Origin of the sequence: Proteus sp. ZN5, assembly GCF_011046025.1 — a bacterium.
Classification (GTDB): Bacteria; Pseudomonadota; Gammaproteobacteria; order Enterobacterales; family Enterobacteriaceae; genus Proteus.
This window is the reverse complement of record NZ_CP047639.1, coordinates 1,874,902-1,888,944: the sequence shown is the minus strand read 5'-3', so window position 1 is coordinate 1,888,944 and position 14,043 is coordinate 1,874,902. Positions and strand designations below refer to the sequence as shown.

At 37.0% G+C, this 14,043-nt stretch carries 13 protein-coding genes; 4 read left to right on the top strand and 9 right to left on the bottom strand.

Features of this window, described 5'->3' with window-relative positions:
• Position 1: 1 nt before the first annotated feature.
• Genes GTK47_RS20500 through GTK47_RS08630 form a run of 3 tightly spaced genes read left to right on the top strand, consistent with a single transcriptional unit; the run spans position 2 to position 3,481 of the window.
• The gene (locus GTK47_RS20500; protein ID WP_241256084.1) at positions 2 to 670 is read left to right on the top strand and encodes a biotin/lipoyl-binding protein; all 669 of its coding nucleotides are present in this window, start codon (positions 2 to 4) and stop codon (positions 668 to 670) included.
• On the top strand, positions 622 to 1,350 hold the full coding sequence (locus GTK47_RS20495) for an HlyD family type I secretion periplasmic adaptor subunit (RefSeq protein ID WP_347147092.1): 729 nt from the start codon (positions 622 to 624) through the stop codon (positions 1,348 to 1,350). Before GTK47_RS20500 ends, GTK47_RS20495 begins: the two co-directional genes overlap by 49 nt.
• Before the next feature lie 31 nt (positions 1,351 to 1,381).
• Complete coding sequence (locus GTK47_RS08630) at positions 1,382 to 3,481, top strand: type I secretion system permease/ATPase (RefSeq protein WP_241256083.1); 2,100 nt, start codon at positions 1,382 to 1,384, stop codon at positions 3,479 to 3,481.
• A 72-nt stretch (positions 3,482 to 3,553) separates the two neighbouring features.
• Here the strand turns inward: GTK47_RS08630 and serA are convergent, their stop codons facing one another.
• On the bottom strand, positions 3,554 to 4,804 hold the full coding sequence (gene serA / locus GTK47_RS08625; RefSeq protein ID WP_165122782.1) for a phosphoglycerate dehydrogenase: 1,251 nt from the start codon (positions 4,802 to 4,804) through the stop codon (positions 3,554 to 3,556).
• A gap of 271 nt (positions 4,805 to 5,075) precedes the next feature.
• Positions 5,076 to 5,732 carry a ribose-5-phosphate isomerase RpiA gene (gene rpiA, locus GTK47_RS08620; RefSeq protein ID WP_072069239.1) on the bottom strand — a complete coding sequence of 219 codons (657 nt, stop codon included), beginning with the start codon at positions 5,730 to 5,732 and terminating at the stop codon, positions 5,076 to 5,078.
• Between the two features lie 161 nt (positions 5,733 to 5,893).
• Here rpiA and GTK47_RS08615 point away from each other — a divergent pair, with 161 nt between their 5' ends.
• On the top strand, positions 5,894 to 6,793 hold the full coding sequence (locus GTK47_RS08615) for a LysR family transcriptional regulator ArgP (protein ID WP_069367724.1): 900 nt from the start codon (positions 5,894 to 5,896) through the stop codon (positions 6,791 to 6,793).
• Positions 6,794 to 6,867: 74 nt separating this feature from the next.
• On the opposite strand, the gene GTK47_RS08610 is transcribed toward GTK47_RS08615, so the two are convergent.
• From GTK47_RS08610 to acnB, 7 genes are all read right to left on the bottom strand, one after another.
• On the bottom strand, positions 6,868 to 7,602 hold the full coding sequence (locus GTK47_RS08610; RefSeq protein ID WP_165122781.1) for an oxidative stress defense protein: 735 nt from the start codon (positions 7,600 to 7,602) through the stop codon (positions 6,868 to 6,870).
• 85 nt (positions 7,603 to 7,687) lie between these two features.
• The gene (gene argO, locus GTK47_RS08605; protein WP_165122780.1) at positions 7,688 to 8,311 is read right to left on the bottom strand and encodes an arginine exporter ArgO; all 624 of its coding nucleotides are present in this window, start codon (positions 8,309 to 8,311) and stop codon (positions 7,688 to 7,690) included.
• 139 nt (positions 8,312 to 8,450) lie between these two features.
• Positions 8,451 to 8,675, bottom strand: coding sequence for a hypothetical protein (locus tag GTK47_RS08600; RefSeq protein ID WP_165122779.1), 225 nt, complete (start codon positions 8,673 to 8,675; stop codon positions 8,451 to 8,453).
• Positions 8,676 to 8,786: 111 nt separating this feature from the next.
• Complete coding sequence (gene mscS / locus GTK47_RS08595) at positions 8,787 to 9,647, bottom strand: small-conductance mechanosensitive channel MscS (RefSeq protein ID WP_165122778.1); 861 nt, start codon at positions 9,645 to 9,647, stop codon at positions 8,787 to 8,789.
• Positions 9,648 to 9,739: 92 nt separating this feature from the next.
• On the bottom strand, positions 9,740 to 10,111 hold the full coding sequence (locus GTK47_RS08590) for a YacL family protein (RefSeq protein WP_088494947.1): 372 nt from the start codon (positions 10,109 to 10,111) through the stop codon (positions 9,740 to 9,742).
• 186 nt (positions 10,112 to 10,297) lie between these two features.
• On the bottom strand, positions 10,298 to 10,753 hold the full coding sequence (tnpA, locus tag GTK47_RS08585) for an IS200/IS605 family transposase (protein ID WP_165121832.1): 456 nt from the start codon (positions 10,751 to 10,753) through the stop codon (positions 10,298 to 10,300).
• A 222-nt stretch (positions 10,754 to 10,975) separates the two neighbouring features.
• Positions 10,976 to 13,573, bottom strand: coding sequence for a bifunctional aconitate hydratase 2/2-methylisocitrate dehydratase (acnB, locus tag GTK47_RS08580; protein WP_165122777.1), 2,598 nt, complete (start codon positions 13,571 to 13,573; stop codon positions 10,976 to 10,978).
• Between the last annotated feature and the right edge of the window lie 470 nt (positions 13,574 to 14,043).

Sequence of the window (14,043 nt, the reverse complement as noted above, 5' to 3'; positions counted from 1 at the left end):
AATGAAACTAAATATATCCTCTATTTTTCAGCGTAAAAATAAATCAAACAATTACGATTTTTACCCTAACCATATTGCTCTTATTGAAAAAAACATCACACCTTATAGTCGTTATATTGCGATACTTATTTCATTAAATGTTATTATCTTTCTTCTATGGGCTTATTTCGGTAAATTAAATATACAATCCTCTGCTACAGGTAAGCTTATTGCCATTGGACATTCTCAACTTGTTCAAATATATGAACATAGTCGATTAGCAACACTTCATGTAAAGGAAGGACAAAAAGTCAATCAAGGCGATATATTACTAACACTTGATATATTAGGTATTGATGAAGAAATAATAGGAATAAGAAATAAGATAGACAATATCTTACAGCTTAAAATACGCTATCAAGCATTAAGCCAAGATATATCCCCTCAAAAGCTTTACCATTTTAATACGTTAGATAAAAAAGCAAAAAGAAATATTTTAACTAGTTATCAAAAAGAAAAGGAAGAGTTTGATAGTAATATAAACGTAATCAAGACAGAAATTGAAGTAAATAATAAAAATCAATTGATGATTCACTATGATTTATTATCATTAAAAACATTAAAAGAAAACATTGAACAACGATTCACATTAAAACGAACACTATATATAAAAAATTTATTAGTAAGGTAGATTATCTGGAAAATCAAAAAGAATTATTAGAAATAAACAGATTAATAAAAACAAAAGATTCAGAATATAACCTACTAAAAAGCCAAGAGGAGCAGAAAAGGCAAAATCTAAATCAATTAGAGAAGCAAAAACATTTAGAATGGCATGATAGATACAAACAGTATGAAAGTGAACTAATTATTTATAACCAAAACCTTAGCTATCTTCAAAAAAAACAACAACTAAAAAAAGTGCGCTCTCCAATAACAGGAACAGTTCAACAAATTTCAACTCATACACTAGGCAGTGTATTACAACCATCACAAGGTGCGATGATAATAGTACCTGATAACCAAGATAATATTGCTGAAGTTAATTTGCTCAATAAAGATATTGGTTTTGTTCATCTAGGACAAAAAGCAATGATAAAAATAGATGCTTTTCCTTATACACGCTATGGCACCATGGAAGGTGAAATTATTAATATTGCTAAAGATGCCGTTCAGCACGATCAATTAGGCTCAATTTATCCAATAACTATTAGATTAAACAGACAGGTAATTAAGCATAACCAAAGGGAATATCGTCTTATTCCAGGTATGTCTTTAACTGCCGAAATAATCACTGAACAACGCCGTGTTATTGATTATATTTTAAGCCCAATAGAAGCTTATCGTCATAATGCACTGACCGAAAAATAAGATCTCTCATATTCTGGAAAATATAACTAGCATGGAAGAAAACCAATATCACCACTCTATTATTGATGGATTACTTTATTTTTCTAAAAAAGGTAGAGGTAATATAAAAAAAGAACAGATCATTCATTTTCTTGGTTGTGATAATCATCTTAACAAATGGAATATTTTTGAAACTGCTCAATTACTCAATTTAAAATGTCAATTTGATACCTTTGATTATGATAAAGAGAAAAAAAACATAATTAATACCCTTATTGAAATAGATAAGCATTGGTATATTTTAAAAGATATAAAAAAGGAAAAGCTTACTATTTTAGAACCTAGAAATAGTATTGAAAGTGAGTTTATTATTGATAAAAGAAAGAAACTTAATACACTATTACTTATTACTAAAGAGTCTTCACCATTATCTGCTAAGTTTGATTTTCGCTGGTTTATTCCTTCTCTGTTAAGACAAAAAAACGCATTACTTTTTATCTTTATTTTGGCTTGTTGCTGTCAACTGTTTGCCTTAGTCAGTCCTTTAATTTTCGAAATTATGGTTGATAAAGTACTAACAGGAAGAAATCTTTCCAATCTACATTTTTTAGGTTACCTTTTACTAGCGATTGCTGTTACTGAACCTCTCTATCTTTATCTGCGCGATAAGTTATATGTTTTTATTTCTTGTCAGTTAAGCGCTGAACTTTCAGGAAAAGTATTTCAACATCTTATCCGCTTACCTAGTTATTTTTTTAATCAACACCAATCGGGGCAGATTATAACTCGTATTCAAGAGCTTTCACATATTCGGCAATTTATTACTAGCTCTGCTTTTATACTATTGCTTGACCTAATTTTTATTATCGTATTTATCTCTGTCATGTTTATGTATTCGACACTTTTAACGTGGATAACCTTAGGTGCATTAACACTCTATTTTCTGCTTTGGCTTATTTGTGGTCCCTTTATTCGCTATTGGGTTGAGCAGGAATATCAAGCTAATGCGGATAATACCAGTCTACTAACAGAAGCAATAAACGGTATCGAAACCATAAAAATAACAGCAACAGAAAATAAATTTATAGAAAGATGGCAATACAAACTTACAGATCATATTAACAAGCGTTTTTCTGGTGCTAAAAAAGCGTTATTTGCACAACAGCTTATTTCTATCATTCATAAAATCACGACAGCCATTATTTTATGGCAAGGTGTTAATTTAATTATCAATGCACAAATGAGTGTGGGTGAGCTTATTGCTTTTAATCTTTTTGCTGCGCATATTACACAACCTATTTTACGCTTAGCGCAATGCTGGCAAGATTTTCAGCAAGCGACCATTTCTTTGCGTCGTGTTGGCGATATTTTAAATACCCCTACCGAACATCATCCTTATGGAACTGTAACCGTTCCTAAAATCACAGGAAGCATTGTTTTTTCAAATGTCTATTTCCGTTACGCCAATAACACACCAGATGTCATTGAAGCACTCTCTTTATCTATTCCTGCTGGTAAGTTTATCGGTATTACAGGGCATTCTGGTTCAGGAAAGAGCACTCTTACACGCTTGATCCAACGTCTTTATACACCTCAACAAGGGCAAATTTATATTGATGGAATGGATCTCGCTATCGCAGATCCACTCTCTTTACGCCAAAGTATTAGTCTCGTTTTACAAGAGAGTTTTTTATTTAGTGGTTCGATTATTGAGAATATTCGTTTATCAAAACCCAATGCGAGTGAAAGAGAGATAATAGAAGCATCTCAACTTGCAGGTGCTTTAGACTTTATCGAGCAACTTCCTTTAGGTTTTAACACTCAAGTTGGAGAAAGAGGTCGCAATTTATCTGGAGGACAACGTCAACGTATTGCGCTTGCTAGAGCCTTATTAACTGATCCGCGAATTCTTATTTTAGATGAAGCAACATCAGCATTAGATTACAGTTCAGAAGCACAAATTTTAGCGAACTTACCTCAGATTTGTAAAAACAGAACTGTAATTAGTATTGCACATCGTCTAAATACATTAGTGTATTCAGATTATATCTATGTAATAGATAAAGGTAGGGTATTAGAAGAAGGAATACATACCCATTTAATAGAAAATCGAGCGCTCTATTACCAATTATGGCAACAACAAATTCAATAATTAAAAATTAATAAATACAAAAAAGGCTCGATATTTCGAGCCTTCAATATATTACCGATAACGTATCAATAATTAGTAAAGCATACGAGCACGGATTGTTCCCGGTAATGCTTTGATTTTTTGTAACACTAACTCAGCTTGAGCTTTCGTTTGTGTTGTAATATCAATCACAACATAACCTACGTTACCTGATGTACGTAAATACTGTGCGGCTACGTTAATGTTTTCTTCAGTAAACACTTTGTTGATGCTGTTCATCATACCTGGACGGTTTTCATGAATATGCAGTAAACGGTTTACATCATCACCGTGGCTTGGTAGTGATACTTCAGGGAAGTTAACTGCAGATAATGTAGAGCCGTTATCTGAGTATTTCGCTAATTTGCCCGCAACTTCATAACCGATATTTTCTTGAGCTTCTTGAGTTGAACCACCGATATGTGGTGTTAATATCACATTATCGAACTTGATAAGTTCAGAAACAAACGGATCGTTAGGATCGTTATTCGCACCCGGCTCTGATGGGAATACGTCAACTGCTGCACCTGATAAATGCTTAGATTCTAGTGCTTGTGATAACGCAGGAATATCAACTACAGTACCACGAGAAGCATTAATCAGAATTGAGCCTGGTTTCATGCGTTGAATTTCTTCATGCCCAATCATATTCTTGGTTGATGGTGTTTCTGGCACATGTAAGCTGACAATATCACACATATTCAACAGTTCAGAGAGATGACGAATTTGTGTTGCATTACCTAATGGCAGTTTGTTTTCAATATCGTAAAAATAGACATCTAAGCCCACGCTTTCTGCCAAAATACCTAACTGTGTACCAATGTGACCATAACCAATAATACCCAGTTTTTTACCACGCGCTTCAAAACAGCCTTTAGCTTGTTTATCCCAAATCCCACGATGCGCTTTCGCATTTGCTTCTGGAATGCGACGCAGTAATAACAGTAATTCACCAAGCACCATCTCTGCCACGGAACGAGTGTTTGAGAAAGGAGCGTTAAATACAGGAATACCGCGACGAGCAGCGGCATCTAAATCAACCTGATTAGTGCCGATACAGAAGCATCCCACAGCAACTAATTTTTCAGCGGCTGCAAAAATTTCTTCTGTTAAGTGAGTGCGGGAACGAAGACCAACAAAACGTGCATCACGGATAGCTTCTTTTAATTCTTCGTCCGATAATGCGCCTTTGTGATATTCAATATTGGTATAACCCGCAGCTCTTAAATTTTCTACTGCACTTTGGTGCACACCTTCGAGGAGTAGAAACTTTATCTTTTCTTTTTCCAAAGATACTTTGACCATTTACCCTGCCCTATCGTTATTACATTTAATGAAAAACAAAATCCTGTCTCATCAACATAACAAAAATAGATTTTGTGGCAATACAACCGATTGCAGTGATGACAGAATAAGCGATAAATAAAGTGATTTTCTACCGAGTAAAATGATTTTGACTTTGAAAATGGCAGGATTTTAAAGAGAGATATAACTATCGTGTGATATATATCACTGAATTTACAGTTTCTAAAATAATTTAAAAATAGGTAGCCATAGCTACCTATCTTAAAAAGAATTACTTAATGGTTTTCACACCTTCAGAGGTGCCCATTAAAACAACATTCGCGCCACGGTTAGCAAATAATCCAACAGTTACAACACCCGGAATACTGTTAATTTTATTTTCCAGTTCAATAGGGTTAAGAATTGTTAAATTATGAACGTCTAAAATAACGTTACCATTATCAGTTACCACGTTTTCACGATATTCTGGTAAACCACCCAGTTTAACGAGTTCTCGTGCAACATAAGAGCGCGCCATTGGAATAACTTCTACTGGTAGCGGGAATTTACCTAGCACATCGACTTGTTTAGATTCATCAACGATACAGATAAATGTTTTCGCTACACCTGCAATGATTTTTTCACGCGTTAACGCAGCACCACCACCTTTGATCATTTGCATTTGATGGTTAATTTCATCAGCACCATCAACATAGATATCTAAAGAATCAACTTCGTTACAGTCGAAAACAGGAATACCGTAACTCTTTAATTTTGCTGTGGATGCTTCTGAACTTGAAACTGTGCCTTCGATTTGACCTTTCATTGTTGCTAATGCATCAATAAAGTGAGAAGCCGTAGAGCCAGTACCGACACCAACAATCGTGCCTGGTTTTACATATTCAAGCGCTGCCCAACCTACTGCTTTTTTCAATTCATCCTGAGTCATTTAAAAAAACCTTATTTATCACGTTAATGGACTAAGAATAGCATATTGCATTCAAAACTAGCACGAGACACATCAAAAACTGAGAAGCAACATTTTAACTCATTACAACGAAAAATATGGCATAGTAAGCAATAGAATATAAAATCGAAGAGAATCTGTTAATGAAACGCCCTGATTATCGAGCATTACAAGCCCTTGATGCCGTCATTCGAGAACGTGGCTTTGAACGAGCTGCGCAAAAGTTATGTATTACACAATCTGCCGTTTCTCAGCGTATCAAACAGTTAGAAAATTTATTTGGACAACCGCTATTAGTCAGAACTGTTCCACCTCAACCTACAGAGCAAGGCCAAAAATTATTAGCACTATTGCATCAAGTAGAATTACTTGAAGAACAATGGTTAGGTGATGAAAACAGCGGTTCCACACCTCTTTTGCTCTCTTTGGCAGTGAATGCGGACAGTTTAGCAACATGGCTGTTGCCCGCGTTACATCCTGTATTAACTCAACTGCCTATTCGTCTTAATATTCAAGTTGAAGATGAAACTCGCACTCAAGAACGATTAAGACGAGGTGAAGTCGTTGGCGCAATCAGTATTCAGCCTCAAGCACTACCGAGTTGCCTTGTCGATCAATTAGGTGCTCTCGATTACCTATTTGTTGCTTCTCCTGATTTTGCTCAACGCTATTTTGCAAACGGCGTAACAAAATCTTCATTATTAAAAGCACCAGCAGTGGCATTTGACCATCTCGATGATATGCATCAGGCATTTTTACAACAAAACTTCGGTTTATCTCCGGGCAGTGTGCCGTGCCATATCGTGAACTCCTCTGAAGCCTTTGTGCAATTAGCTAAACAAGGTTCAACTTGTTGTATGATCCCTCATCTACAAATTGCTAATGAACTAAAAAGTGGAGAATTGGTTGATTTAACACCGGGGCTTTGCCAGCGACGTATGCTCTATTGGCATCGATTTGCGCCAGAAAGTAGAACTATGAGAAAAGTGACAGACGCACTCATTGATTTTGGTCGTAAAGTTTTAAAACAAGATGAAGAGTAATACGCTATTCCATCTTATCTACTCAAAAAAATAGGCTTCATATTGAAGCCTATTTTATTTTCATCACAGCGTGATTATTTAGTGCGTTTTAATTCAAAAACCACATCAACATAATCTTTAAACTCGATACTTTGCTGTTCATAAGTTTCTTGCACAGCAGCAGGTGCTTGCGCTTTTAATGCCATCGAATCCATACGAACTTGTCCAAGGGTATAAGGTGTGGCTTCTGGAGCGCGATAGCTCACACTATAAACAGCACCTAAATCAGCACCAAAACCTTTTGCGACTGACGTTGCTTGATCAATGGCATTTTTAATCGCAACTTCACGTGCTTTTGATTTGTATTGCTCTGGATTATTTACGCCAAACTCAACGTTATTAATTTCATTCAAGCCCGCCGCTAATGCACCATCAAGTAACGTATTAAGCTGTTCTAATTTCTTAATTTTAACATTAACAGTACGTGTTGCGGTGTAACCATTAATCACTGAACGCTCTGCTTTTTTATCGTATTCGTAGTTTGGTTGAGTACGGATATTAGCAGCATCAATATCTTCTTTCACAACACCATTTTCTTTTAAGAAAGCAAAATATTTTGCGACTCGATCATCTGCTTGTTTCTTAGCAAGGGCAGCATCTTTCGCTCTTTCACTAACCTGAATATATAATGTTGCCATATCAGGAGCGGCTTTAATTGTCGCATTACCCGATGTTGTAATATGTGGCCCTTCTGGCTCAGAAGCTGCTAATGCAAATGAAGGTAATCCCAGCGTAAACACGGATGCTAATACAATTGCTTTAAATTTCACAAAAACCCCCGACATAATAAATTTTAAGACCATCTTTTTATGGCTAAGAAGAACCTTAGCATATCTGATGTAAAGTTCTTTAAGATTAAAAGAGAGTTTTCCATCCTTGTGCTGCTAATTGAACAGCAATAAACCACATTACACATCCTACAAATAGATTAATAATACGTTGAGAGCGCGCTTTGCTTAATATTGGAGAAAACCACGCTGCTAGTAGTGATAACGCAAAAAACCAGCTTATAGAGGCAAATACCGCACCAAATGTAAACCAAGGGCGCAGTTCTGATGTTAATTGCCCTCCAATACTACCTATCACAACAAAAGTATCTAAATAAACATGAGGATTAAGCCAAGTAACGGCAACTAATGTCACAATCACGCGCCAACGACTTTTTACCTGATTTTCACTTTGTGATAATTCAATATCTTTTGAAAATGCAGTTTTAAATGCATTCCAGCCATACCATAGTAAGAACGCTACACCTCCCCAAGTGATCAGTAATAAAAGTATTTCTGATTGGCTGAGCAAAGCACTTCCACCAAAGACACCCGCCGTAATTAAAACAATATCACTTAAAGCGCATAAAAATGCACTCATTAAGTGAAACTGTTTTTTACTTCCTTGTTGCAAAACAAAGGCATTCTGGGCACCAATTGGTAGGATCATTGCTGCACTTAATAAAAACCCCTGAAAAAAAGTTGTGAACATGCAAATTACCCAAATAATTATTCATTTAATATTAGATAAATAATAGAGGGGTTTTGATATTAGAGGAAATGAATCATTCTTATTGATAATAAGAAAAACTAATGGCGATAAAATAGGAAAAAACAAAGCATCAGTAGGATTAATAGGATGAAACAGCCATATTCATTAATAGCATAAAAATAAAATTTGACCAGATAGTAACATGAGGCGTTACCACAATTAATGCGGTAATAAATAAGATAATACGCGTTCGTTTTTTCTCTGCTTTATGAGAATACCACAATAATAAGAACGCCAAAGCAAACACAATATAACTATCAAAGTAATGAAAAATGAAAAAGAAACCCTTTAAGATTATCTCCATCTTTAGTATCCAATCCCTTTTGCCATCTTTGTTATATTATTATTTCACCTGTATTATCATATAAAAAAGCCACGTTATTAACGTGGCTCTATATCATTTATTCTTGTGAGACTACTCTGCTTTCGCTGTCGCACTTTGTGTTTGATGCATATAAACATCCATTTGTGGGAATGGAATACCGATATTATTCGCGTCTAATGCACGTTTAAAATCTTCCATTAGATCCCAATAAACAGGCCATGCATCACCATTAGTTGTCCAAACACGTACCACAAAGTTTAATGAAGACGGTGCCATTTCATGTAAACGGATAGTCACGCCTTTATCATGTTGAATACGTTTGTCTTTAGCAACAACGTCACCCAGCACTTGTTTCACTTTATCAATATCAGCATCATAAGCCACACCAACAATAATTTGTGTACGACGATTTGGCTCACGACTTAAGTTGATAACTTCACTACTGATAATTTTGCTATTTGGAATAACAATAATTCTGTCATCGGCTGAGCGTAATGTGGTTGAAAAAATCTGCACATCTTTCACTGTACCTTCAACAGAACCGATCATCACATACTCATCAGCACGGATCGGACGGAAAATAACAATTAGTACACCAGCTGCAAAGTTAGACAGCGAACCTTGTAATGCTAAACCAACAGCTAAACCAGCAGCACCTAATACCGCAATAACAGATGCTGTTTGAACCCCTAATCGTCCTAATACCGCAATTAAGGTAAAAGCAACAACGGTATAACGAACAAGAACTGACAGAAATGTGACAACAGTGGCATCAATGTGGCGCAACGTTAAAACTCTTGCGACACCTTTACCAATCATTTTTGCCACAAAAAGACCAATAAACAGGATCAAAAATGCAGCAATAATATTCACAGCATATTGAATAAAGAGATCCTGATTTGCCACAAACCAACCTGTTGCTTCATCTAAACTAGCGGGTAATTCATTCATTAGACCACCTTTTAAACTTAAAAACGTAATGAAAAGAATAGTAATTCAATAGTATATTGTGGCAGATTTATTCAAAAAATATATAGGAATTGTTAATTCCCTCTGTTTTCCAGAATAAATAACCGATATTTTTGCAGCATGGTAGCAAAATCATCTAAACCACAAAAAGAGATGCTTTCGTTATCGTAATAGCTCATCCCTTCTTCCATTTCATCTGTTTCAAAATGCAAGGTATTTGCTCTTATCATTACTTCTTCGTCATCAATAGAAAGACTGTATTCTTTACCGATAAGTTCCCACTGTCTTTCACTACCTTTAATACCTTCCATTTCTTCAAGAATTTGATCGATAAGACTAATGTCACCCTGAATTTCATCATTCAGCCAATAGCCTATTGCTTCATGATCCATCGAAAAACGGGCTAGTATACCGCCAGTGAGATCTCGCTGAAATTCATAATCCATGGTGTACGCCCCTTATAAAGCTCTCGCTTTTTTAATAAAAAATATCTTATTCTTATTATGACAAAAATAATCATAACCACCCGTAAAACGGGTGGTTTGCTCTTGCCCTATAAGGGCTTGTTACCGACTGCGCCTAAATGACGCTGCTTTCTCTTCGTTCAAGCTAAGTGTCTTTGCTACTTTGGCTTACCCCTTGAAGGGGTTTTCATATTCTTTACTGCTCAATTTATCCGAGATTAAATCCGACTTTTCTTGCTCTCTGATATACTTTTGAATTGTGGCTTCATTGAGTCCAACTGTTGTGACATAGAACCCTTCCGCCCAAAACTTTCTGTTGCCAAATTTATATTTGAGATTGGCATGTCTATCAAAGATCATCAACGAACTTTTACCTTTCAAATATCCCATGAAACTTGATACGCATATCTTCGGTGGAATACTCACTAACATATGAACATGATCTGGCATAAGATGCCCTTCGATTATTTCCACACCTTTATATTTACAAAGGTCTCGAAGGATTTCACCTATACTTGAACGAATTTTATTAAAAATCACTTTCCGTCTATATTTCGGCGAAAAGACGATATGGTATTTACACAGCCACTTTGTATGTGCTGAGCTTTGTGCTTTAATGCCCATAAACACCTTTCCTTATTTAAGTTACGAATATTAGCTTGAACATCTATATCGTAACGGAAAGGTGTTTTTCTTGGTATAACCTTTAATACCCACCCGCATAGCGGGTGGTTTTATATTTAAGACGCTGACGCGACTTAAACTGGCTAAAGCCCATAACAAAAAACGGGAGGCATTTGCCTCCCGTTTGTTCATATTAAATACTTTAAAGCAATAAATTAACCGTTATACCGTTGTTTGAAAAATAACTTGGTCTGCTTTATCGGTATATTGCTCTAGTTGGTCAAAGTTTAGATAGCGATAAGTATCTTCCGCGGTTTCATCCACTTTATTCATGAAATCCAGATACTCTTGTGGCTCTGGTAAACGACCTAGTAATGAAGCGACCGCCGCAAGCTCCGCAGAAGCAAGATACACATTAGCGCCTGTACCTAAGCGGTTAGGGAAGTTACGTGTCGAGGTTGAAACAACAGTTGCACCATCAGCAACACGTGCTTGGTTGCCCATACATAGTGAACATCCGGGCACTTCGATACGAGCTCCACTCTTACCAAAGACGCTATAGTAGCCCTCTTCCGTTAATTGCGCTGCATCCATCTTTGTTGGTGGAGCAACCCATAAACGTGTTGGTAACTGACCTTTGTGTTGATCAAGCAGTTTACCCGCAGCGCGGAAGTGACCAATATTGGTCATACAAGAACCAATAAATACTTCATCAATTTTGCTGTTTGCCACTTCAGATAACAGGCGAGCATCATCTGGATCGTTCGGCGCACATAGAATTGGCTCTTTGATCTCATTTAAATCAATTTCGATCACTGCTGCATATTCTGCATCTGCATCAGCTTCAAGTAATTGTGGATCTTTCAACCAATTTTCCATTGAAGTGATACGACGTTCAATAGTACGACGATCGCCATAACCTTCAGCAATCATCCATTTCAGCAAGATGATATTAGATTGCAGGTACTCAATAATTGGCGCTTTATCCAGTTTAATAGTACAACCCGCCGCTGAACGTTCTGCTGATGCATCAGCAAGCTCAAATGCTTGTTCTACTTTCAGTTCTGGTAGGCCTTCAATTTCAAGAATACGACCAGAGAAAATATTCTTCTTACCTTTTTTCTCAACTGTCAGTAAACCATCTTGAATTGCGTAATAAGGAATAGCATGAACTAAATCACGCAGTGTCACACCCGGTTGCATTTTGCCTTTAAAACGTACCAGAACAGATTCTGGCATATCTAATGGCATAACCCCTGTTGCCGCAGCAAAAGCCACTAGGCCAGAACCTGCTGGGAATGAGATACCAATAGGGAAACGAGTATGCGAGTCTCCACCTGTACCGACAGTATCAGGTAGTAACATACGGTTTAACCACGAGTGGATAATACCATCGCCCGGACGCAGTGAAACACCACCACGGTTCATAATAAAGTCAGGCAAAGTGTGATGTGTTGTAACGTCTACTGGTTTTGGATAAGCAGCAGTATGACAGAATGATTGCATCACCAAATCAGCAGAGAAACCAAGGCACGCCAAGTCTTTTAGCTCATCACGAGTCATTGGGCCTGTTGTATCTTGTGAACCTACTGAGGTCATTTTTGGCTCGCAATATTCGCCTGGGCGAATACCAGTACGGCCACAAGCACGACCTACCATTTTTTGAGCTAGCGAGAAACCACGGTTGCTTTCTGCAACAGGTTTAGCATGACGGAACAGTGTGCTAACTGGTAAACCTAGTGATTCACGCGCTTTAGACGTTAATCCACGACCAATGATCAATGGAATACGACCACCGGCACGAACTTCATCAATTAACACTTCAGTTTTCAGTTCAAAGGTTTCCAATAACTCATTTGTTTCATGGTTACGAATTTCACCTTTGTATGGGTAAATATCAATGACATCACCCATATTTAATTTAGAAACATCAACTTCGATAGGGAGTGCACCCGCGTCTTCCATAGTATTAAAAAAGATAGGCGCGATTTTACCACCAAGAACAACACCACCACCGCGTTTATTAGGAACGAAAGGAATATCGTCTCCCATAAACCAAAGTACAGAGTTAGTTGCTGATTTACGTGAGGAGCCAGTACCTACAACATCACCAACATAAGCCAAAGGGAAGCCTTTTTTATTTAACGCTTCGATTTGTTTGATAGGGCCTACGCTACCCGGTTGATCGGGTTCAATGCCTTCGCGCGCATTCTTCAGCATTGCTAAAGCATGTAATGGGATATCAGGACGAGACCAAGCATCAGGTGCTGGAGATAAGTCATCGGTATTAGTTTCACCAGTGACTTTAAATACGGTAACAGTAATTTTTTCTGCTAATGCTGGGCGCTCAGTGAACCACTGTGCGTCAGCCCAAGATTGCATGATTTGCTTAGCATAGGTGTTACCTGCTTTCGCTTTTTCTTCAACATCATAGAAGTTATCAAACATCAGTAATGTATGAGAAAGCGCTTTAGCTGCAATTGGTGCTAATTTATCGTTATCCAGAGAGCCAATTAAAGCATGGATATTATAGCCACCTTGCATAGTACCTAATAATTCAACTGCTTTTTCTGGAGTGATAAGAGGTGATGTGGTTTCGCCTTTCGCGAGGGCAGTTAAAAAACCCGCCTTAACATAGGCAGCTTCATCAACTCCGGGTGGAACGCGGTTAACAATTAAATCAAGAAGAAATTCTTCTTCACCTTTAGGGGGATTTTTTAATAGCTCAACAAGTGCGGCTGTTTGTGTGGCATCGAGAGGTTTTGGAACGACACCTTCAGCTGCACGCTCTGCTACGTGCTTACGGTATTCTTCTAGCACGACTGTCTCCTCGCTTCTTTGTCATTTTGTATAACCCGGCTGTCTGCACCCTGTCTGTTGAAGGATGCCTGGTCAGAGGATCTTTTGCTCGCATAAAACATAAGAGGTTGTAAAATTATGCCCAGCTAAGGGCTATCAGCATAGCAAATCTTCAACACGATGTTAATTCGTTCACATAAAAGTAACATTAATCAGATTCAAATATCCACTTATTCAGATTAAAACACTTAAACAAAATATATAACAGGGACTTTTAACCAAGATTTTGGTTAATAACCACACTTTTTATAGTTTTTTTTATCCTCAAATTAGCACTAAAGCCAAATTCGCGGTTAAATAAACGACAAAAATACCTAATTGCTAATATTCACCTTCATTAAGCAACGTTAGCTTTAACAAAAAGACATAAAAAAAGAGCCAAGTTCTATAAAGAACTTAGCCCTTATCATTTAAACTACTTTAGTAAACTG

What these genes read in the sequence shown, in the direction of transcription:
- GTK47_RS20500 (WP_241256084.1), top strand. Translation starts at nt 2, where the DNA reads ATGAAACTAAATATATCCTCTATTTTTCAGCGTAAAAATAAATCAAAC.
- GTK47_RS08630 (WP_241256083.1), top strand. Translation starts at nt 1,382, where the DNA reads ATGGAAGAAAACCAATATCACCACTCTATTATTGATGGATTACTTTAT.
- serA (WP_165122782.1), bottom strand. Translation starts at nt 4,804, where the DNA reads ATGGTCAAAGTATCTTTGGAAAAAGAAAAGATAAAGTTTCTACTCCTC.
- rpiA (WP_072069239.1), bottom strand. Translation starts at nt 5,732, where the DNA reads ATGACTCAGGATGAATTGAAAAAAGCAGTAGGTTGGGCAGCGCTTGAA.
- GTK47_RS08615 (WP_069367724.1), top strand. Translation starts at nt 5,894, where the DNA reads ATGAAACGCCCTGATTATCGAGCATTACAAGCCCTTGATGCCGTCATT.
- argO (WP_165122780.1), bottom strand. Translation starts at nt 8,311, where the DNA reads ATGTTCACAACTTTTTTTCAGGGGTTTTTATTAAGTGCAGCAATGATC.
- GTK47_RS08600 (WP_165122779.1), bottom strand. Translation starts at nt 8,675, where the DNA reads ATGGAGATAATCTTAAAGGGTTTCTTTTTCATTTTTCATTACTTTGAT.
- mscS (WP_165122778.1), bottom strand. Translation starts at nt 9,647, where the DNA reads ATGAATGAATTACCCGCTAGTTTAGATGAAGCAACAGGTTGGTTTGTG.
- GTK47_RS08590 (WP_088494947.1), bottom strand. Translation starts at nt 10,111, where the DNA reads ATGGATTATGAATTTCAGCGAGATCTCACTGGCGGTATACTAGCCCGT.
- tnpA (WP_165121832.1), bottom strand. Translation starts at nt 10,753, where the DNA reads ATGGGCATTAAAGCACAAAGCTCAGCACATACAAAGTGGCTGTGTAAA.